This is a genomic window from Streptomyces sp. SID1328, from assembly GCF_009865595.1.
Lineage (GTDB): Bacteria > Actinomycetota > Actinomycetes > Streptomycetales > Streptomycetaceae > Streptomyces > Streptomyces griseoluteus.
Genome location: NZ_WWKH01000034.1, coordinates 1 through 19,755, shown reverse-complemented (window position 1 = coordinate 19,755; position 19,755 = coordinate 1). Strand labels below are relative to the sequence as shown.

General features: G+C 72.1%; 20 protein-coding genes and 1 pseudogene. 7 read left to right on the top strand and 14 right to left on the bottom strand.

Going from position 1 to position 19,755, the window contains the following annotated elements; all coding sequences use genetic code 11:
• Positions 1 to 94: 94 nt before the first annotated feature.
• Both GT030_RS01090 and GT030_RS01085 read left to right on the top strand, forming a co-directional pair.
• A pseudogene (locus tag GT030_RS01090) lies at positions 95 to 556 on the top strand (VanZ family protein); the annotation flags it as partial.
• Between the two features lie 373 nt (positions 557 to 929).
• A complete protein-coding gene (locus GT030_RS01085) occupies positions 930 to 1,133 on the top strand; it encodes a PspC domain-containing protein (protein ID WP_030806720.1) in 204 nt (67 codons plus the stop codon).
• 125 nt (positions 1,134 to 1,258) lie between these two features.
• Here GT030_RS01085 and GT030_RS01080 read toward each other — a convergent pair whose 3' ends face one another.
• A complete protein-coding gene (locus GT030_RS01080; protein WP_161199378.1) occupies positions 1,259 to 1,612 on the bottom strand; it encodes an ATP-binding protein in 354 nt (117 codons plus the stop codon).
• A 235-nt stretch (positions 1,613 to 1,847) separates the two neighbouring features.
• Between GT030_RS01080 and GT030_RS01075 the strand changes: the two genes are divergently transcribed.
• Together GT030_RS01075 and GT030_RS01070 are read left to right on the top strand one after the other, a co-directional pair.
• Complete coding sequence (locus GT030_RS01075) at positions 1,848 to 2,030, top strand: hypothetical protein (protein WP_161199377.1); 183 nt, start codon at positions 1,848 to 1,850, stop codon at positions 2,028 to 2,030.
• A gap of 47 nt (positions 2,031 to 2,077) precedes the next feature.
• Positions 2,078 to 2,839 (top strand): alpha/beta hydrolase, encoded by a 762-nt coding sequence (locus GT030_RS01070; RefSeq protein WP_161199376.1) that lies wholly within the window; start codon positions 2,078 to 2,080, stop codon positions 2,837 to 2,839.
• 6 nt (positions 2,840 to 2,845) lie between these two features.
• Here the strand turns inward: GT030_RS01070 and GT030_RS01065 are convergent, their stop codons facing one another.
• Positions 2,846 to 3,799, bottom strand: a complete 954-nt coding sequence (locus GT030_RS01065; RefSeq protein ID WP_161199375.1) for a LysR family transcriptional regulator — start codon at positions 3,797 to 3,799, stop codon at positions 2,846 to 2,848.
• A 63-nt stretch (positions 3,800 to 3,862) separates the two neighbouring features.
• Here GT030_RS01065 and GT030_RS01060 point away from each other — a divergent pair, with 63 nt between their 5' ends.
• Positions 3,863 to 5,164 (top strand): MFS transporter, encoded by a 1,302-nt coding sequence (locus tag GT030_RS01060; RefSeq protein ID WP_202459526.1) that lies wholly within the window; start codon positions 3,863 to 3,865, stop codon positions 5,162 to 5,164.
• A 130-nt stretch (positions 5,165 to 5,294) separates the two neighbouring features.
• A complete protein-coding gene (locus tag GT030_RS01055; RefSeq protein WP_161199374.1) occupies positions 5,295 to 6,308 on the top strand; it encodes a sigma-70 family RNA polymerase sigma factor in 1,014 nt (337 codons plus the stop codon).
• On the opposite strand, the gene GT030_RS01050 is transcribed toward GT030_RS01055, so the two are convergent.
• The 9 genes from GT030_RS01050 to GT030_RS01010 all read right to left on the bottom strand — a co-directional run bounded on the left by GT030_RS01050 (position 6,192) and on the right by GT030_RS01010 (position 15,723).
• On the bottom strand, positions 6,192 to 6,572 hold the full coding sequence (locus GT030_RS01050) for an STAS domain-containing protein (protein WP_161199373.1): 381 nt from the start codon (positions 6,570 to 6,572) through the stop codon (positions 6,192 to 6,194). The genes GT030_RS01055 and GT030_RS01050 overlap by 117 nt on opposite strands.
• 10 nt (positions 6,573 to 6,582) lie before the next feature.
• The gene (locus GT030_RS01045; protein WP_161199372.1) at positions 6,583 to 7,164 is read right to left on the bottom strand and encodes a Uma2 family endonuclease; all 582 of its coding nucleotides are present in this window, start codon (positions 7,162 to 7,164) and stop codon (positions 6,583 to 6,585) included.
• A gap of 96 nt (positions 7,165 to 7,260) precedes the next feature.
• The gene (locus tag GT030_RS01040; protein ID WP_161199399.1) at positions 7,261 to 8,544 is read right to left on the bottom strand and encodes a thymidine phosphorylase; all 1,284 of its coding nucleotides are present in this window, start codon (positions 8,542 to 8,544) and stop codon (positions 7,261 to 7,263) included.
• Positions 8,545 to 8,614: 70 nt separating this feature from the next.
• Complete coding sequence (locus tag GT030_RS01035) at positions 8,615 to 9,010, bottom strand: cytidine deaminase (protein ID WP_161199371.1); 396 nt, start codon at positions 9,008 to 9,010, stop codon at positions 8,615 to 8,617.
• Positions 9,007 to 10,293 (bottom strand): ABC transporter permease, encoded by a 1,287-nt coding sequence (locus tag GT030_RS01030; RefSeq protein WP_161199370.1) that lies wholly within the window; start codon positions 10,291 to 10,293, stop codon positions 9,007 to 9,009. Before GT030_RS01030 ends, GT030_RS01035 begins: the two co-directional genes overlap by 4 nt.
• On the bottom strand, positions 10,293 to 11,420 hold the full coding sequence (locus GT030_RS01025) for an ABC transporter permease (RefSeq protein ID WP_135789526.1): 1,128 nt from the start codon (positions 11,418 to 11,420) through the stop codon (positions 10,293 to 10,295). Before GT030_RS01025 ends, GT030_RS01030 begins: the two co-directional genes overlap by 1 nt.
• Entirely contained in the window at positions 11,417 to 13,003 is a 1,587-nt protein-coding gene (locus GT030_RS01020; RefSeq protein WP_346009530.1) for an ABC transporter ATP-binding protein, read from the bottom strand. The genes GT030_RS01025 and GT030_RS01020 overlap by 4 nt, the downstream gene beginning before the upstream one ends.
• 143 nt (positions 13,004 to 13,146) lie before the next feature.
• Positions 13,147 to 14,202 carry a BMP family ABC transporter substrate-binding protein gene (locus tag GT030_RS01015; protein ID WP_161199369.1) on the bottom strand — a complete coding sequence of 352 codons (1,056 nt, stop codon included), beginning with the start codon at positions 14,200 to 14,202 and terminating at the stop codon, positions 13,147 to 13,149.
• Positions 14,203 to 14,496: 294 nt separating this feature from the next.
• Positions 14,497 to 15,723 (bottom strand): amidohydrolase, encoded by a 1,227-nt coding sequence (locus GT030_RS01010; RefSeq protein ID WP_161199368.1) that lies wholly within the window; start codon positions 15,721 to 15,723, stop codon positions 14,497 to 14,499.
• 233 nt (positions 15,724 to 15,956) lie between these two features.
• Here GT030_RS01010 and GT030_RS01005 point away from each other — a divergent pair, with 233 nt between their 5' ends.
• Entirely contained in the window at positions 15,957 to 16,607 is a 651-nt protein-coding gene (locus tag GT030_RS01005; RefSeq protein WP_161199367.1) for a class I SAM-dependent methyltransferase, read from the top strand.
• Positions 16,608 to 16,611: 4 nt separating this feature from the next.
• On the opposite strand, the gene GT030_RS01000 is transcribed toward GT030_RS01005, so the two are convergent.
• The 3 genes from GT030_RS01000 to GT030_RS00990 all read right to left on the bottom strand — a co-directional run.
• Complete coding sequence (locus tag GT030_RS01000) at positions 16,612 to 17,703, bottom strand: hypothetical protein (RefSeq protein WP_161199366.1); 1,092 nt, start codon at positions 17,701 to 17,703, stop codon at positions 16,612 to 16,614.
• A gap of 45 nt (positions 17,704 to 17,748) precedes the next feature.
• Positions 17,749 to 18,687 (bottom strand): N-acetylneuraminate synthase family protein, encoded by a 939-nt coding sequence (locus tag GT030_RS00995; protein ID WP_161199365.1) that lies wholly within the window; start codon positions 18,685 to 18,687, stop codon positions 17,749 to 17,751.
• Between the two features lie 11 nt (positions 18,688 to 18,698).
• Positions 18,699 to 19,755: HAD hydrolase family protein (locus GT030_RS00990; RefSeq protein ID WP_161199364.1), on the bottom strand; the 1,057-nt coding region annotated here is incomplete at its 5' end.

The window sequence follows — 19,755 nt, the reverse complement described above, 5'->3', positions numbered from 1 at the left end:
GAGGCAGGGCCCGGTGCCCGTGTGGCGCACGCCTCACGGGGGCGGGGGGCGCCGAAGCGGAACCGTTCGAGCGCGGCGTGGCGTCTTGGGGGACGTGCAGCGTCAAGGCTCCATCGGCGGCAGCGCCGCGAACCGCATCCGAGTGACCGGGGCAATCCTCCTCGTCGCGCATCTCGCGCTCGTCGCCTGGCTGACGCTGCGGCCCCTGGACGTGCCGTGGGTGCGCCCCGCGAACCTTCACCCCCTGACCGGGCTGCGTGCCGACCTGGCGCTGGGCTGGCCCGAGGCGGGGCGCCGCATCGGCGAGGGCCTGGCCCTGCTGGCTCCGCTGGGCGTCCTGCTGCCCATGGCTGACGGCAGGCTCAGCGTGTCCGGGTTGGCGTCCCTGTTCCGTACGGCTGCCGCCGGTGCCCTGATCTCGCTGGGGATCGCCCTGTTGCAGACGGGGGTGCCGGGGCGGGTGGTGGATGTGGACGTGCTGCTGCTGAACACGGTGGGCGTGCTGCTGGCCCATCTGACGGTGGTCCCGGCGGGGCGGGCCTGGCTGCGGAGGCGGCTGGACGGGGGCGCTGTGCCCGAGGATGGGTACGGGCACCGGGGCGGGCGCGGCGGACTCGGGGGTGTCCCCGAGGGCATCTCCGGGGACGCGTCCGGGAGTTGCGACGGGTACACGGCCGGGGAAGTACGCGGGGCCGACCGGGTCGCCGGGGCCGGCGTCGCGGGTCCGGCCGGTGGTGCGGTGAGCGTGCGCGGGGAGCTTTCTCAGGGGCGGACCCCGACGATTCCCAGGGTCGGTATCGCCCCTTAGAGTGATGCTTCTCCCGCTTCGTCTCCGTACCGTTGGGCATACGACGACAGACGGGGCGCGGCACTCGGCCCGCCCCGGCACGCGGCCCGGTCGCGGGCCGACGACGACGGAGGAGCCCGCCATGACCGCCCTTGCCCGCCCCACCAACGGCCGCATGATCGGCGGCGTGTGCGCCGCGCTGGCCCGGCGTTTCGGTATGTCGGCGGGGACGATGCGGGTGATCTTCCTGGTGTCCTGCCTGCTGCCCGGCCCTCAGTTCCTGCTCTACATAGCCCTGTGGATACTGCTGCCCTCCGAGGACAAGGCCCGCACCACCGCCTGGTGAGCGAGCCCCCCGGCCGGTTTCCGCTTGAGCGAAACGCCGCCGAGGACGTCCCGGAGAGCACCGGACGGCCTCGGCGGCGTCGTGTGTGGGCCCTCGCGCGCGGGGAGTGGCGCGCGGGGCGGGTGTCAGCCGAGCGGGATGCCGTTGAGGCCCAGGCCGTGGGTGGGCAGACCCTGCACCGGCAGACCGCCGAGCAGTCCGGCGACGGGCGCGGTCGGTCCCTGGGCGAGCAGCTTCTGCACGGCGGGGCGCGCGGTGTTCAGCCCGCCCCCGATCACACCCTGCCCCTGGGAGACGGCCTCGGCGGCGCCGGGCAGCGCCTGGGTGACGTTCGCGGCCGGCAGCGTGTGGGCGACGGGACCCACGACGGGGAGGGCGGCCGGGGCGAGCGGAGCCGCGTCGGCGGCGCCCGCGCCGGCGGCGGCGAAAGCGGCACCGAGGGCGGCGACACCGAGGGTCTTGGCAGCAGACTGCTTCATGGTGAATGCGTCCTTGAATGCGGAGACATGGATCACGGATGATCCGAGCGGTCCACGACCGTAAACATCACGGACCGCCCACCGCAATCACCGAAATACGGACGGCCGGTGAATGTCTGTACGTATTCTCCGGGCGCGTGATGAGTAATACAGACCTCCTCTTCCCGCATACGCGCTGGTGGCAACGTTAAGGGGGAACGGCCGTTCGGGCAGCCGCCCTTCACATCCGGGGCGGGTGAAGTCGTCGGCCGCCGTGGACCGTTCATCGAAAGGAATGAACCTTGATTTCATCGCATTGACTTCACAACCGGCACCGGAAATCGAGCGTGCGAACGGGCTCCTCGACAGGATGCGCGCATTCCGGCCGTTCACGCGGCGGCGCGATCCGTACCCCCTGCGCGTCGATACGCAATGGTGACCGCCAGGAAGGGTTTCGTACACCGCGCCTTCTGACAGTGTTCTGCCATGGGACAGCAAGCGACGACGCCGGTCCGGACGGCCAGGCTGGGAAAGGCGGTCGGCCCCGCGCCGGGCGCGGTCAGCGGAGCGGTACTGGTGCTCCCCGGCGGGGACGAGGTCTCCACCCGCCGGCCGTCCCCGTTCCTGCCCGGCACCTTCGCCCGCGCCCTGGCCCGCAGCCTGGCCCGCGCCGGCCGGGAGGAGGGGCTCGCCGTCCACCCGGTCCACTACCGCTACCGCGGCTGGAACGGCGCCGAGGCCCACCTCGCGGCGGATGCCAACTGGGCCGCGGACGAGGTGGTGCGGCGGTACGGGGACGTGCCGGTGTGTCTGGCCGGGCTGGACATGGGCGGCCGGGCGGCGCTGGGCGCCGGAGGCCACGAGGCGGTCAACTCCGTTGTGGCGATAGCCCCTTGGCTGCCGGAGGAAGGCGCGGACACCGACGAGCCGGTCAAGCAGCTGGTGGGGCGCCGGGTGCTCATCGCGCACGGCACGAACGACGAACGGTGCGATCCGGAGCTGTCGTTCCGGCTGGCGGCCCGCGCGAAGAAGGTGAACCGGGAGGTGTGCCGGTTCGAGGTGCACTCCGACGGGCACGGGCTGCACCAGCACCGGGACGAGGTGCTCGCGCTGGCCGTGGACTTCGCCCTGGGCGCCCTGTTCGGCAGCCCGCTGTCCCGCCCGGTGGAGGACGCGCTCGCGGCGCCGCCGCCGATAGGGCTGCGGATGCCGCTGGCGTCGGGGTTCGGGAAGTCGCTGCGCAGGTAGCCGGGTTCAGGAGGGGAGCAGGCTGCCCCGCCTGGAGAGCAGGAACTTCTTGAAGGCGGCCACCGGCGGGGTGTCCGGGCGGTCGGCCAGCCAGGCGACGCCGATCTCGCGGACCGCCCTCGGCGCGGTCACCGTCAGCTCCACCACGCCCGGCCGGGGGACGGTGGGCGGCGGCAGCAGGGCGACCCCGAGGCCCGCGGCCACCAGCCCGCGCAGCGTCTCCGTCTCCTCCCCCTCGAAGGCGACCCTGGGCCGGAACCCGGCCTCGCGGCACAGGTCGTCGGTGATGCGGCGCAGGCCGTAGCCGGGCTCCAGGGTCACGAAGGTCTCGTCGGCCGCCTCGGCGAGCCGGATGCGACGGCGGCCGGCCAGCCGGTGGTCGGCCGGGACGACCAGGCGCAGCTTCTGCTCGTCCAGCCGCCGGGCGACCAGGTCGGGCGCGTCCGGCACCGGCGAGGTGAGGCAGAGGTCCAGCTCGCCCGCCCGGAGCCGCTCCAGCATCGCCTCGGCGTAGTTCTGCACCAGGCTGAAGCGGATCCGGGGATGGCCGGCGCGGAAGGCGTGCAGCAGGCCGGGTACGGTCTCGGGGCCCATGGTGTGCAGGAAGCCGAAGGCGACCTTGCCGGTGTCCGGGTCGGCGTCCGCGCGGACCTCCTCGGCGGCCCGTTCGACCTCCGCGAGGGCCCGTTCCACCGAGCCGAGGAAGGTGCGCCCGGCCGGGGTGAGGGAGACGGTGCGGCCGTGCCGGGCGAACAGGTCCACCCCGAGGTCCTGCTCAAGCCGGACCATCGCGCGGGAGAGGGTGGACTGCGGGACGTTCATCTCGTGCGCGGCGCGGGTGACGTGCTCGGTGCGGGCCACCCCGGCGAAGTAGGCGAGGCGGGGCGCGAGCAGCAGCGCCATGTCTTCTGTGTCACCGGATGGTGACAGGCGCGGCTGTGACCTCTGCTGATGCTCCATGGGAACGATTATGGCGATTCCATGCATTGGACGGATGAGTGGTCGCGTCCTTAGTTTCGAGGCATGTCTCCCGCCAGTACCGGGGCGTCCATCAGCGTGGACGCCCGCACGCCCGTCCCCTCCCCCGAGACCTCGGCTCCGGCCCCGGCCGACTCGCGGCTGACGCCCGGTGGCCCCGGCTACCGCCGGATGAGCTTCGCCCTCTTCCTCGCGGGCGTGGCGACCTTCGCGCTGCTGTACTCCACCCAGGCCCTGCTGCCGCTGATCTCCGACGACTACGGGGTGGCGGCCGGTGAGGCGAGCTGGACCGTGGCGGCGGCGACCGGCGGGCTGGCGTTGTTCGTGCTGCCGATGAGCGCGCTGTCGGAACGGTTCGGCCGCCGGACCGTGATGACGGCGTCCCTGATGGTCGCTGTCGGCGTCGGCCTGCTGGTGCCGTTCGCACCGTCCATCGGCGCGCTGGTCGCGCTGCGGGCCGTGCAGGGCGCCGCGCTGGCCGGGCTGCCCGCCTCCGCGACGGCGTACCTGGCCGAGGAGGTCCGGCCGAAGGCGCTGGTCACGGCGATCGGCCTGTTCGTCGCGGGCAACAGCGTGGGCGGCATGAGCGGCCGGGTCATCACCGGCTGGGTCGCGCAGGAGTGGGGCTGGCGGATCGCCGTCGGGGTGATCGGCCTGGTCGCGGTGGGCTGCGCGGTGGCGTTCCGGCTGCTGCTGCCCGCGCCCCGGCACTTCGTGGCCGGTTCGCTGCGCCCCCGCGTGCTGGCCCGAGCGGTCCGCGACCACCTCTCCTCCCCGCTGCTGCGCCGCCTGTACGCGATCGGGGCGCTGTTCATGACGGTGTTCGGCGGCGTGTACACGGTGATCGGCTACCGGCTGACCGAGGCGCCGTTCTCCCTGCCGCAGGGCATCATCGGCTCGATCTTCCTGGTCTACCTGGTCGGCACGGTCTCCGCCTCGTCGGCGGGCCGGCTGGTGGGCCGCCTCGGCCGCCGGGGCGCGCTGTACACGGCGGGCGGTACGACGGCGGCGGGCCTGCTGCTGTCGCTGGTGCCGTCCCTGCCGCTGGTCCTGCTGGGCCTGGTGCTGATCACGGCCGGCTTCTTCGCGGGCCACGCGGTCGCCTCCTCGGCGGTCGGCAGGACGGCCACGCACGGCCGCGCCCAGGCGACCGCCCTGTACCAGTCGTCGTACTACATCGGCTCCAGCGCGGGCAGCACCGTCGGCGCGCTCGCCTTCCACTCCGGCGGCTGGGCGGGCACGGTCGGCGTCGGCCTGCTCGCCGTCACCGGGGTCGTCGCCATCACCGCGCTGGGCACCCTCGCGGCCCGTACCGCCGCGCGCCGGGAGGCCGTACCGGCGCACTGACCCGGTGCGCGCGCCCGCCCGAGCTGCGGGTTTTCCGAGTCCGGGGGCCGTTGTCAGTGGGCTGCGGTAGCTTCCGGAGTACTGGGGCGCGACGGCGCGCGTACGGGACGGCCACAGGGGTGGGTGGACGATGAGTGACGGCACGGCGACAGCGGACCTCGATGTCGCGCTGGAGAAGCACCGGACCGAGCTGACCGGGTACTGCTACCGCATGCTCGGCTCATCCTTCGAGGCCGAGGACGCGGTCCAGGACACGCTGGTACGGGCCTGGCGGAGCTACGACAAGTTCGAGGGCCGGTCCAGTCTGCGGTCCTGGCTGTACCGGATCGCCACCAACGTCTGCCTGGACATGCTGGCCGCCGGCAAGAAACGGGCCCGCCCGATGGACCTCACCGAACCGACCCCGCTCGCGCAGGCCGCGCTCTCCCCGCGCCCGGACCACACCTGGCTGGAGCCGGTGCCGGACGCGCGGGTGCTGCCCGCGGTGACCGACCCGGCGGAGGCGGCGGTGGCCCGCGAGTCGATCCGGCTGGCGTTCATGGCGGCGCTCCAGCAGTTGCCGCCCAAGCAGCGGGCGGTGCTGATCCTGCGCGAGGTGCTGGCCTGGCGGGCCAGTGAGGTGGCCGAGCTGCTCGGCACCACGGTCGCCTCGGTCAACAGCGCCCTCCAGCGGGCCCGCGCCACCCTCGCCGAGCGCGCGGACACCGGCGCCGAGGCCGCGGTCTCCGACCCGCTGGACGAGGAGCAGAAGCAGCTCCTTGAGCGCTATGTGAAGGCGTTCGAGGGGTACGACATGACGGCACTGACCGCCCTGCTCCACGAGGACGCGGTGATGACCATGCCGCCGTTCGACCTCTGGCTGCTCGGCCCCGCCGACATCACCGGCTTCATGTCCACCATGGGCGCCTCCTGCGCGGGGTCCCGCCTCCTCCCGGTCCAGGTCAACGGTCTCCCGGGCTTCGCCCACTACAAGCCCGACCCGGAAAAGGGCGGCTTCACCCCCTGGGCGGTGCAGGTCCTGGAGATGTCAGGGGGCCGCATCACCGGTTTCCACTGCTTCCTCGACACCCCCCGCTGGTTCCCCCTCTTCGGCCTCCCCCTCCACCTGGATTCCGAGGCCGACGAGGCCGAGCAGGGCGCGTAGCGCGGGCGCCGGTCCGCGCAGCGCTATCCGCCCACCTCCGCGGCGGGCGGCCAGCTCCAGCCGGGCGAGCAGCTCGACCTGCGCCAGCCCCGGCGGCCCCAGCCCGGCCACGTCACAGACGACGACCCGGCTGCGGGGGGCCAACCCCCGCACCACATCAGCCAGCCCCGCCACCTCATCCCGGGTGACGGGGCCACGCAGCACGAGCACGGGATCGGTCCTGGGGTCCACGTCGGGTAGACCGGGGGCGCCCCCGCAACTCATCGCACGGCGATCAGTCCACGGGGAACTCGCTGGTGTCGATCGCCACGTCGAACGGCTTGGGCAGGTGGACGGTGTCACCGAACTTCACCGCACGAAGTACCCGATAGGCATCGTCCTGCGGCTCACCGTAGAGGGTGACGGTGGGGCCGCCGGGGGCCCAGGGGTCCACGAGCAGAGAGAGCGGGATGCCCGCCGTCGCGTACGCGGCCGGCTTGCTGACCCGGTCGTGCCGGGCGTTGGACGGGGAGGTCACCTCGACGACGAGTTCGGCGAGGGCTGCCGGGATGTGCGACTCCGTCTCGGGCGGCTGTAGCGGCGTGACGACCAGACCAGGGATGAACATGCCCAGACGGGAGGGCACGGCGATGGACAGTGTCTGGAAGATCTCCCAGTCCTCGGGGATCACGGAGTAGAGGCGACGCTGGATGCGCGCCGCCATCACGTTGTGGCGGTACGCGGGAGTGGGCGACACGGTGACGATCCCCTCGATGATCTCCACCCTGCTGCCCTCGGGCCAGTCCGACTCGTCCCGGAACCGGACGAGGTCGTCCCAGGTCCGGTCGGGGTCCTGGCCCACGGTGAGTGCGCTCATGACGGTCTCCAATCAGGGCGTCACCGATCCCAGCATGACGAACGGGACCGGCGGAGGTCCACCGATCCCGTTCACCCGAACGAAGAAGTCCCCTGATCAGGCGATACGTTCCAGCACCACCGGCGAAGCCGAGAACTCGGCCCCTGCGGGCGCGATGTCGAACGACCCCTCCGTCGCCTCCAGGGCGTAGCCGAAGCGGTCCGGGGTGTCCGTGTGCAGGGTCAGCAGGGGCTGGCCCGCGACCACCGTGTCGCCCGGCTTCGCGTGGAGCTCCACTCCCGCGCCGGCCTGCACCGGGTCCTCCTTGCGGGCGCGGCCCGCGCCCAGGCGCCAGGCGGCGATGCCGATGTCGTAGGCGTCGAGGCGGGTGAGGACGCCGGAGGCGGGGGCCACGAGCACGTGCTGCTCGCGGGCCACGGGGAGGCTCGCGTCCGGGTCGCCGCCCTGGGCCGCGATCATGCGGCGCCAGACGTCCATCGCGGAACCGTCGGCCAGGGCCTTGGCGGGGTCGGCGTCCTTGAGGCCGGCCGCGTCGAGCATCTCGCGGGCGAGCGCGAGGGTCAGCTCGACGACGTCCGCCGGGCCGCCGCCCGCCAGCACCTCGACGGACTCGCGGACCTCGAGCGCGTTGCCCGCGGTGAGGCCGAGCGGGGTGGACATGTCGGTGAGGAGGGCGACCGTCTTCACGCCGTGGTCGGTGCCGAGGCCCACCATGGTGGAGGCCAGCTCACGCGCGTCCTCGATGTTCTTCATGAAGGCGCCGGAGCCCACCTTCACGTCGAGGACCAGGGAGCCGGTGCCCTCGGCGATCTTCTTGGACATGATGGACGAGGCGATCAGCGGGATCGCCTCCACCGTGCCGGTCACGTCGCGCAGGGCGTACAGCTTCTTGTCCGCCGGAGCCAGGCCGTCGCCCGCCGCGCAGATCACCGCGCCGACGCCGTCCAGCACCGACAGCATCTCCTCGTTGGAGAGCAGCGCGCGCCAGCCGGGGATGGACTCCAGCTTGTCCAGGGTGCCGCCGGTGTGGCCGAGGCCGCGCCCGGAGAGCTGCGGCACGGCCGCGCCGCAGGCGGCGACCAGCGGGGCCAGCGGAAGCGTGATCTTGTCGCCGACGCCGCCCGTGGAGTGCTTGTCGGCGGTCGGCCGGGACAGCGAGGAGAAGTCCATGCGCTCGCCGGAGGCGATCATCGCCGCGGTCCAGCGGGCGATCTCCCGGCGGTCCATCCCGTTGAGCAGGATCGCCATGTTGAGGGCGGCCATCTGGTAGTCGGCGACCTCGCCGCGGGTGTACGCGTCGATGACCCAGTCGATCTGCTCGTCGGTCAGTGCGGCGCGGTCCCGCTTGCTGCGGATGACGGAGATGGCGTCCATGGCCAGGGAGTTCCTTCCGGGAGGTGCAGATGTACGGCCCCCCTGCTCGCGGAGCGGGCAGGGGGGCCGCACGGACTTACTTGGTGAGATGGTCCGGGCCGAAGGCCTGCGGAAGCATCTCGGAGAGCGGGAGGACGCCCTCGGGGGTGTCCAGCAGCAGCGAGGGTCCGCCGAACTCGTACAGGAGCTGGCGGCAGCGGCCGCACGGCACGAGGAGGGCGCCGGTGCCGTCCACACAGGTGAAGTGTGTCAGCCGCCCGCCGCCGGTGCGCTGGAGGTGCGAGACCAGCCCGCACTCGGCGCACAGACCGAGCCCGTAGGAGGCGTTCTCCACGTTGCAGCCGGTGACCGTGCGGCCGTCGTCGACCTGGGCGGCCACGCCGACCGGGTAGCCCGAGTAGGGGGCGTAGGCGTGGGCCATGGCCTCGCGGGCCTCGGCGCGCAGCGCCTCCCAGTCGAACGCGGTGGTCACTTGCCCTGCCCCTTCCGGTACCGCATGCCGTCCGCCTTCGGCATCCGCAGCCGCTGCGCGGACAGCGACAGCACCAGCAGCGTGACGACGTACGGGGTGGCGCCGACGAAGTCGCTCGGGACCTCGTCGGTGAACAGGTACCAGGCCAGGACCAGTACGGCCATGACCGCGCTGATCACGCCCTGCCAGAGCGCCTTGCGGTACAGCTTCCAGCCCGCGAGGGCGGCGAGCAGCACGACCAGCAGGAGCAGCAGGGCGTGCACGGTGACACCGCCGTTGCGGAGCTGGAGGGCGTCGGAGTAGCCGAACAGACCCGCGCCCATGGCGAGACCGCCGGGACGCCAGTTGCCGAAGATCATCGCGGCGAGACCGATGTAGCCGCGGCCGCCGGTCTGGCCCTCCAGGTAGGTGTGCGAGGTGACCAGCGCGAGGAAGGCACCGCCGAGCCCGGCGAGACCGCCGGAGACGGCGACGGCCGCGTACTTGTACTGGTACACGTTCACGCCGAGCGACTCCGCCGCGACCGGGTTCTCGCCGCAGGAGCGCAGGCGCAGGCCGAACGAGGTCCGCCACAGCACCCACCAGCTGCCCACGAAGAGCAGCACGGCGAGGATCGTCACCACGGACACGTCGGTGACGATACCGCCGAGAATGCCCGCGATGTCGGAGATGAGGAACCAGTGGTGTTGCTCGACCGAGTGCAGCGCGTCGGAGAGTCCCGGCACGGTGACGTCACCGAGCGAGTTCACCGGCGGGGACTGCTTGGGGTTGCCGCCCGCCTCGGCGGCCGTGCCCTCGGCGAAGAACAGCTTGGCGAGGTACTGGGTGGCGCCCAGCGCGAGCAGGTTGATCGCCACACCGGAGACGATGTGGTCGACCCCGAAGGTCACCGTGGCGACCGCGTGCACCAGACCGCCGAGGACGCCGAAGCCGACGCCGCACAGCAGGCCGAGCCAGGGGCTGGACTGCCAGCCGATCCAGCCGGCGCCGAAGGTGCCGAGGATCATCATGCCCTCGAGGCCGATGTTGACCACGCCGGCCCGTTCGGACCACAGGCCCGCCAGGCCCGCGAGCCCGATCGGTACCGCGAGCCCGAGGGCCGCGCTGACCTGGCCCTCGGAGGTCAGCTGGTTGGCCCCCGTGATGACCCGGACCACGGCCACGAGCAGCAGCGCGCCGCCGACGATCAGAAGAATCTTCGCGAGCGAACGGCCCGCCGGCCGGGGGGCGTTGTCCGCCTTGGGCGCCGCGGGCGGCGGCGCGTCCGTCATCGTGGCGGTCATCACGCCACCTCCTGCATCTCGGTGGGGGCGGCGGCACGGGCGGCCAGCTCGGCGCCGACCCGCTGCTGCTGGCGCTTGAGGCCGTAGCGGCGCACGACCTCGTAGGCGATCACGACGCACAGGACGATGACGCCCTGGATCACGCCGAGGATCTCCTTGTCGTAGCCCTGGAACTCCAGGTGGTTGGTGGTGCGCTCCAGGAAGCCCCACAGCAGGGCGCCCAGCGCGATGCCCACCGGGTTGTTGCGGCCCAGCAGCGCGATGGCGATGCCGGTGAAGCCGATGCCCGCCGGGAAGTCGTTGCTGAACTGGTGGCTGTCGTTGAGCAGGGTCGGCATGCCGATGAGACCGGCCACCGCACCCGAGATGATCATGCTGGTGGCGATCATCTTCTTCACACCGACACCGCTCGCGGCGGCGGCCGTCTCGGACTGGCCGACGGTGCGCAGGTCGAAGCCGAACCGGGTGCGGCCGAGCACGAACCAGTAGCCGATGCCGACGATCACCGCGACGACGATGAAGCCCCACAGGACGCCCGCCGGGCCGGTGTCGATCTGGAAGAACCAGGAGGACTCCGGCAGGGGCTTGGTGGAGACCAGGGTGCCGGCCTTGTCGAGCTGGCCGAGCTGGCTGGGCTGGAGCAGGTAGCCGATGATCGCGGTGGCGATCGAGTTCAGCATGATCGTGGCGATGACCTCGCTGACACCGCGGGTCACCTTGAGGATGCCGGCGATGGCCGCCCACAGGGCGCCGGTCACCATGGCCGCCAGGATGATCAGCGGGATGGCGAGCCAGCCGGGCACGGTCAGCGCGCCGCCGAGGACGGCGGCGACGAACGCGGCGAGGCGGTACTGGCCGTCGACACCGATGTTGAACAGGTTCATCCGGAAGCCGATGGCCACCGCGACACCCGCGAGGTAGTACGTCGTCGCCTTGTTCAGGATGTAGACCTGGCTGTCGGAGGCGAAGCCGTACGTCACCATGTCGCTGAACGCGGCGCCGGGGCTCTTGCCGGTGGCCAGGATCACCAGGGCGGTGACCAGCAGGGCCGCGACGATGGCCAGCAGCGGCGCCGCGATGCCGAGGAGCAGCCGCTCCTTGTCGATCCGTGAGGTCAGCTTGTTCATCGGGCGTCGTCCTCTGTGTGCTCCAGGTGGCCGGAGGCCGCTCCCGTCATGGCGGAGCCCAGCTCCTCGGGCGTGATCGTGCAGGGATCGGCGTCGGCGACCAGGCGGCCGCGGTACATCACCCGCAGGGTGTCGGAGAGACCGATCAGCTCGTCCAGGTCGGCGGAGATCAGCAGGACCGCGAGTCCGTCGCGGCGGGCCGCGCGGATGTAGTCCCAGATCGCGGCCTGCGCGCCGACGTCCACACCGCGGGTGGGGTGGGCGGCGATGAGCAGCTTGGGGCTGTGGCTCATCTCGCGGCCGACGATCAGCTTCTGCTGGTTGCCGCCGGACAGCGAGGCCGCGGTGACGTCGATGCCCGGGGTGCGCACGTCGTAGTCGGCGACGATGCGCTCGGTGTCGGTGCGGGCGGCCTTCGGGTCCAGCAGGCCCCGGCGGGAGTTGGGGCGCTCGGTGACATGGCCGAGGATGCGGTTCTCCCACAGCGGCGCTTCCAGCAGCAGGCCGTGGCGGTGGCGGTCCTCGGGGATGTAGCCGATGCCGGCCTCGCGGCGGCGGCGGGTGGGGACGTGGCTGACGTCGGCGCCGTCGAGCGTGACCGTGCCGGCGTCCGGGTCGCGCATACCCATGATCGCCTCGACCAGCTCGGACTGGCCGTTGCCCTCCACACCGGCGATGCCGAGGACCTCACCCTTGTGGATGGTGAAGGAGATCTCGTCGAGGATGACGCGCTCGATGCCGTCCAGGTCGGTCTGGGCCAGGTGCAGCCCGGCGACCTCCAGGAGCGCGACGTCGGTGACGGTGGACTCCTCCGTCTCCGGGGTGGGCAGTTCGCTGCCGACCATCAGCTCGGCGAGCTGCTTGGGCGTGGTGGTGCTGGGCTCGGCCGTGCCGACCGTGGTGCCGCGCCGGATGACGGTGATCTCGTCGGCGACCGACAGCACCTCGCCCAGCTTGTGCGAGATGAAGATGACGGTGAGGCCCTCGGCCTTCAGCTCCCGCAGGTTGTCGAAGAGGGCGTCGACCTCCTGGGGCACCAGGACGGCCGTCGGCTCGTCCAGGATCAGGGTCTTGGCGCCGCGGTAGAGGACCTTGAGGATCTCCACGCGCTGGCGGTCGGCGACACCGAGGCGCTCCACGAGCACGTCGGGGCGGATGCCCAGGCCGTACGCGTCGGAGATCTCCCGGATCTTCGTGCGGGCCTTGGCGCCGATGCCGTGCAGCTTCTCCGCGCCGAGGACGACGTTCTCCAGCACGGTGAGGTTGTCGGCGAGCATGAAGTGCTGGTGCACCATGCCGATGCCGCGCGCGATGGCGTCACCGGGATTGCCGAAGGTGACCTGCTCGCCGTGGATGGTGATGGTGCCCTCGTCCGGCTGCTGCATGCCGTAGAGGATCTTCATCAGGGTGGACTTGCCGGCGCCGTTCTCGCCGCACAGGGCGTGGACGGTGCCCGGGCGGACGGTGATGTCGATGTCGCGGTTGGCGACGACGCCGGGGAAACGCTTGGTGATGCCGCGCAGTTCGACGGCAGCGGGAGGGCTGGACGCGTTGATGGCGCACTCTCCTCGGGGAAGGGGGATGCGGGGGAGGGAGGGCAGGCGTCGGCGACGCTAGCGCGGCAACTCAGCGCTACACGCGTAGAGTTGACACATTGTTATGGCTCGGCGGGGAGCGCGCTCACGGCGCCCCCACGCCGAGCCGGGGTCCTTGAGGACCCGTCAGGTCACGGGGTGGTCTTGACCTTGATGGAGCCGTCGACGATCTTCTTCTTCGCGGCGTCCAGCTTGGCCTGGATGTCGTCGATGAAGCCGCCGCTGGTGGACAGCGAGACGCCGTCCTTGGCGAGGGAGTAGCTGTTGACGCCGGCCAGCGCCTTGCCGTCGTGGACGGACTTCACGAAGTCGTAGACGCCGAGGTCGACGTTCTTGACCATCGAGGTGAGGATCGAGCCCTTGTACTTGGCGAGACCCGGGATGTTGTACTGGTCCGAGTCGACGCCGATCGCCCAGGCGCCCTTCTTGCCGTTGACGGCCTCGATCGCGCCGTTGCCGGAGGAGCCGGCGGCGGAGTAGATCACGTCGGCGCCGTTGTCCAGCATGCCCTGCGCGGCTTCCTTGCCCTTGTCGGGGCTGGCGAAGCCGGAGGTGTCCGAGCCGTGGCTCAGGTACTGGGTGTCGACCTTGATCTTGGAGTTGGTGTCCTTGACGCCCTGGACGAAGCCCGCCTCGAACTTCTTGATCAGGGGGACGTCCACACCGCCGATGAAGCCGACGTGCGACTTCTTCGTCTTCAGCGCGGCGGCGACACCGGCCAGGTAGGAGCCCTGCTCCTCGGTGAAGGTGATGCTGTCGACGTTGGGCGCGTCCACGACCGAGTCGACGATGCCGAAGCTGGTCTTGGGGTACTTCTTGGCGACCTTGCCCATGGACTGCGCGTACGCGTAGCCGACACCGATGATCGGGTTGTAGCCCGCGTCGGCCAGGTCGGAGAGGCGCTGCTCGCGGTCGGCCTCGGTGTCGGTGGTCTTGGCGGTCAGCTCCTTGACGGAGCCGCCGAACTCGCCCTTCGCCTTGTCGGCACCGCGCGCGGCGGAGTCGTTGAAGGAGCGGTCACCACGGCCGCCGACGTCGAAGGCGAGACCGATCTTGACGCCCTTGCCGTCACCGGAGGAGGAGGACGACTTGTCGTTCTCGGAGGAGGTGCTGCCACAGGCCGTGGCAGAAAGGGCGAGAGCTGCGGTGGCTATACACGCAGCGGAAAGCTTGGCTACCCGGCGCACGGGAAGGCTCCTTCACCTGACCTGAGCGCCACCATGGCGCTTGGTGGGAGCGTCTGACGACGCCCCGGCCGAGACGCCCCGTCGGCGTCGGCTCGCGGCATCGTAACGCGCGTAGATGTCAGAAAAACACCTCTCGCGCAGCCGTTATCGAACCGAGGCAAACGGCACTTGAACTCGATCTACCGAGCCTCGGGCCGCCATGTTTCGGGGCGGATACGAATGGCCTGCGGATGTGTTGCGCGAACGGCCCCCGCGTGCCACGCGGGGGCCGTGCCGTGTCCTGCCGGGTGCCGGTCAGACCTCGGGGGACTCCATCAGGGCGGCCGCGGTGAAGAGTTCGACGCCGACCGTGATCGCGTTCTCGTCGGCGTCGAAGTTGCCCTGGTGCAGATCGCGTACGGTCCGCTCGCCGGGGCGGCGGACGCCGAGGCGGGCCATGGCGCCGGGCACGTGCTCCAGGTACCAGGAGAAGTCCTCGCCGCCGAGGCTCTGCTCGGTGCTCTCCACCGAGTCCAGCCCGCAGCGGGCGACCATCGCGCGACGCAGCAGCTCGGCGGACTCCCGGTCGTTGACCACCGGCGGCACCCCGCGCACGTAGGTGATCTCCGACTTGGCGCCGTGCAGGGTGGCGACCTCGTCGATGGCGGCGTGCACGACGTCGGGCGCGTCCCGCCAGGCGTCCAGGTCCAGGCAGCGGACGGTGCCCGAGAGTTCGGCGTGCTGGGGGATGACGTTGGCCGCGTGGCCCGACTCGATACGGCCCCACGTCAGGGCGAGTCCGCTGCGGGTGTCGACACGGCGGGCGACCAGCGCGGGCACGTCGGTGGCGACGCGGGCGGCGGCGGTGACCAGGTCGGTGGTCAGGTGCGGCCGGGCGGTGTGGCCGCCGGGGCCGTCCAGGGCCACGTCGAGCCGGTCGCAGGCGCTGGTGATCGGACCGTGCCTCAGGCCGATCCGGCCGCACTCCACCTTGGGGTCGCAGTGCAGGGCGAGGATGCGGCCGACGCCTTCGAGCGCGCCGTCGGCGATGGCGGTCAGGGCGCCGCCGGGGAGCTGCTCCTCGGCGGGCTGGAAGATCAGCCGCACCGGGCGGGACAGCAGGCCCTTGGCGTGCAGGTCGGCGAAGACCAGGCCGGCGCCGAGCACGACGGTGGTGTGCACGTCGTGGCCGCAGGCGTGGGCGCGGTCGGGCACGGTGGACCGGTACGCGCAGTCCTTGGTGTCCGGGATGGGCAGCGCGTCGATGTCCGCGCGCAGGGCCAGCAGCGGTACGCCGGAGCGCTCGCCCTCGGTGTGCCCGATGTCGCAGATGAGCCCGGTTCCGGTGACCAGGACGCGGGGCTCCAGCCCGGCCCGCTCCAGCCGCTCCTTGATGGCGGCGGTGGTGCGGAACTCCTGGTTGCCCAGCTCGGGGTGCATGTGCAGGTCGCGGCGGAAGGCTACGAGCTCGGCGTGCAGTGACTCGCTGAGCGCGCCGGGGAGCACAGCACCGGGGAGGTCGGCCACGGTCTCTCGGGTCATCAATCGGTTCACCCTCTGAAGGGTAGGACGCCCGGACGGTCAACTGACCCTCGATCAACAAAAGTTCAGCCCGTTGGAGGGAAGAAAACTTGACCGGCGGACGCATGGCGGTGGACTGGGTTGGGTAAAACCTTTCTTTCTCCCTCCACGGATACCACGCCCGCCGCCCCGCCGCTCGGTTTGTCCATGGACCGGACCCGCGCGGCGCGGCGGCGCCGGTAGGGTGCGGCGGCGTGACCGACACCACCGCGGAGTTCCTGCACACCACCCGCTCGTCCTACGACGCGATCGCCAAGGAGTACGCCGAGCGGTTCCCCTCGGGCCTGCGCCACCCCTTGGACCGCTCCCTGATCAGCGCTTTCGCCGAGCTGGTCAAGGAGAACGGCCCCGCCCCGGTGGCCGACCTGGGCAGCGGGCCGGGGTTCGTCACCGCCCTGCTGGACAGCCTGGGCGTGCCGGTGTTCGGGGTGGACCTCTCCCCCGCGATGGTGACCCTGGCCCGCGAGGCCCATCCGCGTCTGCGCTTCCACGTGGGCTCGATGACCGCGCTGGACCTCCCGGACGCCACCCTCGGCGGCATCCTGGCCCTCTACTCCACGATCCACGTCCCGGACGACACCCTCCCGCATGCCTTCGCCGAGTTCCACCGCACGCTGCGCCCCGGCGCGCCGGTCCTGCTGGCCTTCCAGACCGGCGAGGCCGGCCACCTGCACCTGACGGAACGCTTCGGGCACGAGATCGACCTGGACTACTACATGCGCTCCCCGGCGGCGATCGCCGCCGGCCTCACGGACGCGGGCCTGACCCTGGTCGCGTCCGTGGTCCGCGAGCCGCAGGGCGAGGAGACGCGGGCGCGGGGATTCGTACTGGCGCGGAGGGACTGACCCCTCAGGTCCCCGGCACCACCGTGGTCAGCCGGTGCGTGTCGCGGGCCGTTCCCGTCACGCCGGAGAGGAAGCCCTGGGCCCGTGGGGAGGCGTGGGCGGTGAGCCAGGCGGGGTCTATGTCGCAGACGGCGACGCGGACGCCGGTGCCCTTCAGGGCGAGGGGCAGGGTGTGGACGACCGTGGAGGGGAAGCTCAGCACGGTGCTGCCGATCGGGCCCCGGCGGGCGATCAGCTCCAGGGGGAGCTCGGGACGGACGATCTCCAGGCCGGTCTCGATGGCCAGCCGGTGCAGCTTCGGGGTGCTCTCCCGGCGGTGGGCGAAGTACCGGGTGGCGCCGTGGGCCTTCGCCAGGGCCTGGACGGCCGCGAGGTAGCGGTCGGCGTCGACCACGCCGGTCTCCACCAGGGACGTGCCGACCAGGTCGGCGCTCTTCGTCACGCGGGGCGGGCCGAAGCGGGCGCGGGTCCAGGCGAACTCGTTGGCGGTGACCGTGACGCCGTCCGGGGTCTCGGTCACCGGCATCGCGGAGAAGACCTCCACCCGCCGGCCGCCGCTCGGGGTGAGCCGGCGCCGGGCGGTGGCGGAGACCGGGGCGAAGAGCAGGTCACGGGGTCCGGGCGGACCGCCCTTGCGGTGCCAGCGCACCAGCCGTTCCCCGCGGGCCAGCTGGGCGACGAACTCCATGGTGGCGGTGCCGTCGTCCACCACGACCAGCTCGGGCGCCCGGGTGATGGTGAGCAGGAGCTGTACGTAGCGGGAGAAGGGGTCGCCCATGACGATCCGGCCGGCCCGCCGGAGCGCCCCGGCCAGCGCGCCGACGGTCTGGAACGGAGCGCTCGCGCCGCCCCGCGCCTCCTCCCAGCGCACCTCGTACCCCTCGTCCCGGGCGAGGTCGGCCATGCGGCGCAGCTGGCCCCGGGTCATGGGGTCGGTGGGGGCCAGCACGACGAGCGTCAGCTCCGCCCCGGCCCCCTCGCGCGCGGCCACCCCGCCCGCGTGGGCCCACTCCAGTACGTTCAGCAGTTGCACCGGGCTCTCCACGAAGGCGAGCGTGCGGGCAGGGGGGCCGGGGTGTCCGGCGCGAGGGCTCATGGGGGGTTGTGACCGTCCCGTCGTAGAGCAGTCGGGCGAGTCGGGTCAGACCGTGACCGGCTCGCCCGCGGCGGCGGCGATCTCCGCCTCGGCGACCACACCGGGGACCCGGCGCAGCTTCTTCATCGGGCCCAGCTCGGAGTCGTAGACCTTCTTGACGCCGTCGCCGAGGGACGCCTCGATGGCGCGGATGTCGCGGACCAGGCGGATCAGGCCCTGCGGCTCGACGGAGGCGGCCTGGTCGGAGCCCCACATGGCGCGGTCCAGGGTGATGTGGCGCTCGACGAAGACGGCGCCGAGGGCGACGGCGGCCAGCGTGGTCTGCAGGCCCGTCTCGTGGCCGGAGTAGCCGATCGGGACGTTCGGGAACTCCTTCTCCAGCGTGTTGATCACGCGGAGGTTCAGCTCCTCGGCCTTGGCCGGGTAGGTGGAGGTGGCGTGGCAGAGCAGGATGTTCTCCGAGCCGAGCACCTCGACCGCGTGGCGGATCTGCTTCGGGGTGGACATGCCGGTGGAGAGGATCACCGTGCGGCCGGTGGCGCGCAGGGCGCGCAGCAGCTCGTCGTCGGTGAGGGAGGCGGAGGCCACCTTGTGGGCGGGGACGTCGAACTTCTCCAGGAAGGCGACGGCCTCGGTGTCCCACGGGGAGGCGAACCAGTCGATCCCCTTCTCCTTGCAGTACTCGTCGATCTGGCGGTACTCGTCCTCGCCGAACTCCACGCGGTGGCGGTAGTCGATGTAGGTCATCCGGCCCCAGGGGGTGTCGCGCTCGATGTCCCACTGGTCGCGCGGGGTGCAGATCTCCGGGGTGCGCTTCTGGAACTTCACGGCGTCGCAGCCGGCCTCGGCGGCGGCGTCGATCAGCTTGAAGGCGTTCTCCAGCTCGCCGTTGTGGTTGATGCCGATCTCGCCGGTGACGTAGACCGGGCGGCCGGGGCCGGCCTCGCGGGAACCGAAGCTGCGGAGACGGGAGTTGGTGCTCATCAGGGTGTTCCTTACTTGCTGTGGGACGTGGGGACGGGGTCGGGAAGGGTGTCGAGGGAGGGCCCGAGGAGCCAGCCCGCGATCTCCCGGACGGCGCCGTATCCGCCGGGGACGGTGGTGACGGCGCGGGCGGCGCCGCGTACGGCGTCGTGGGCGTCGGCGACCGCGACGGGCCAGCCGACGAGGGCGAGGCAGGGCAGGTCGTTGACGTCGTTGCCGGCGTAGAGCACCCGCTCGGGGGCGATGCCCTGCTCCTCGCACCACTGCTTGAGGGCGAGGTCCTTGCGGTCGATGCCGTGCAGCACCGGCAGCCGGAGCTTGCGGGCGCGGGCGGCGACGACGGGGTTCTGCTCGGTGGACAGGATCAGCGTCGGCACCCCGGCGCGGCGCAGCGCGGCGATGCCGAGCCCGTCGCCCCGGTGCACGGAGACGAACTCCCGTCCGTCGGTGTCGATCAGCACCCGGTCGTCGGTCTGGGTGCCGTCGAAGTCGAGGACGACGGCGTCGACGTCGTCGCGGGTGGGCAGCGCGCCCGCCGGGACGGTGTCGAGCAGCGGGGCCAGGGCGCGGGCGCGGGCCAGGTCGTGCGGGTCGTCGATCTCCAGCACGCGGGCCGGGTCGGTGCGGACCAGCTCGGTGCGGCCGAAGAAGCGGTGGCCGTGGGTGCGGAAGCCGGCGACGTCCATCGCGTAGGCGGCGCCGGTCTCCAGCAGGTCCTGCGGGCGGTCCTGGCGGCGGGGGCGTACGGCCTTGTCGTGGTTGACGCCGAAGCCGCCGGGCTCGTCGGGGTCGCCGTCGCGCCAGACGAACCCGTGGAACGGGGCGACGGTGACGGCGGTGTCGGCGCCGTCGCGGACGACCGCCTCGGCGACCCGGCCGATGTCGTCGGCGAGCAGGAAGGGGCTGGTGCACTGCACGAGCAGCACCACGTCGACGGCCGCCCGGACGCGCTCCTCGAAGGCGTCCAGGGCGTGCAGGACGGCGGCCTCGGAGGTTGCGGTGTCGCCGGCGATGGCGGCGGGCCGGGTGACGACCTCGGCGCCGGCCCCGCGGGCCGCGGCGGCCACG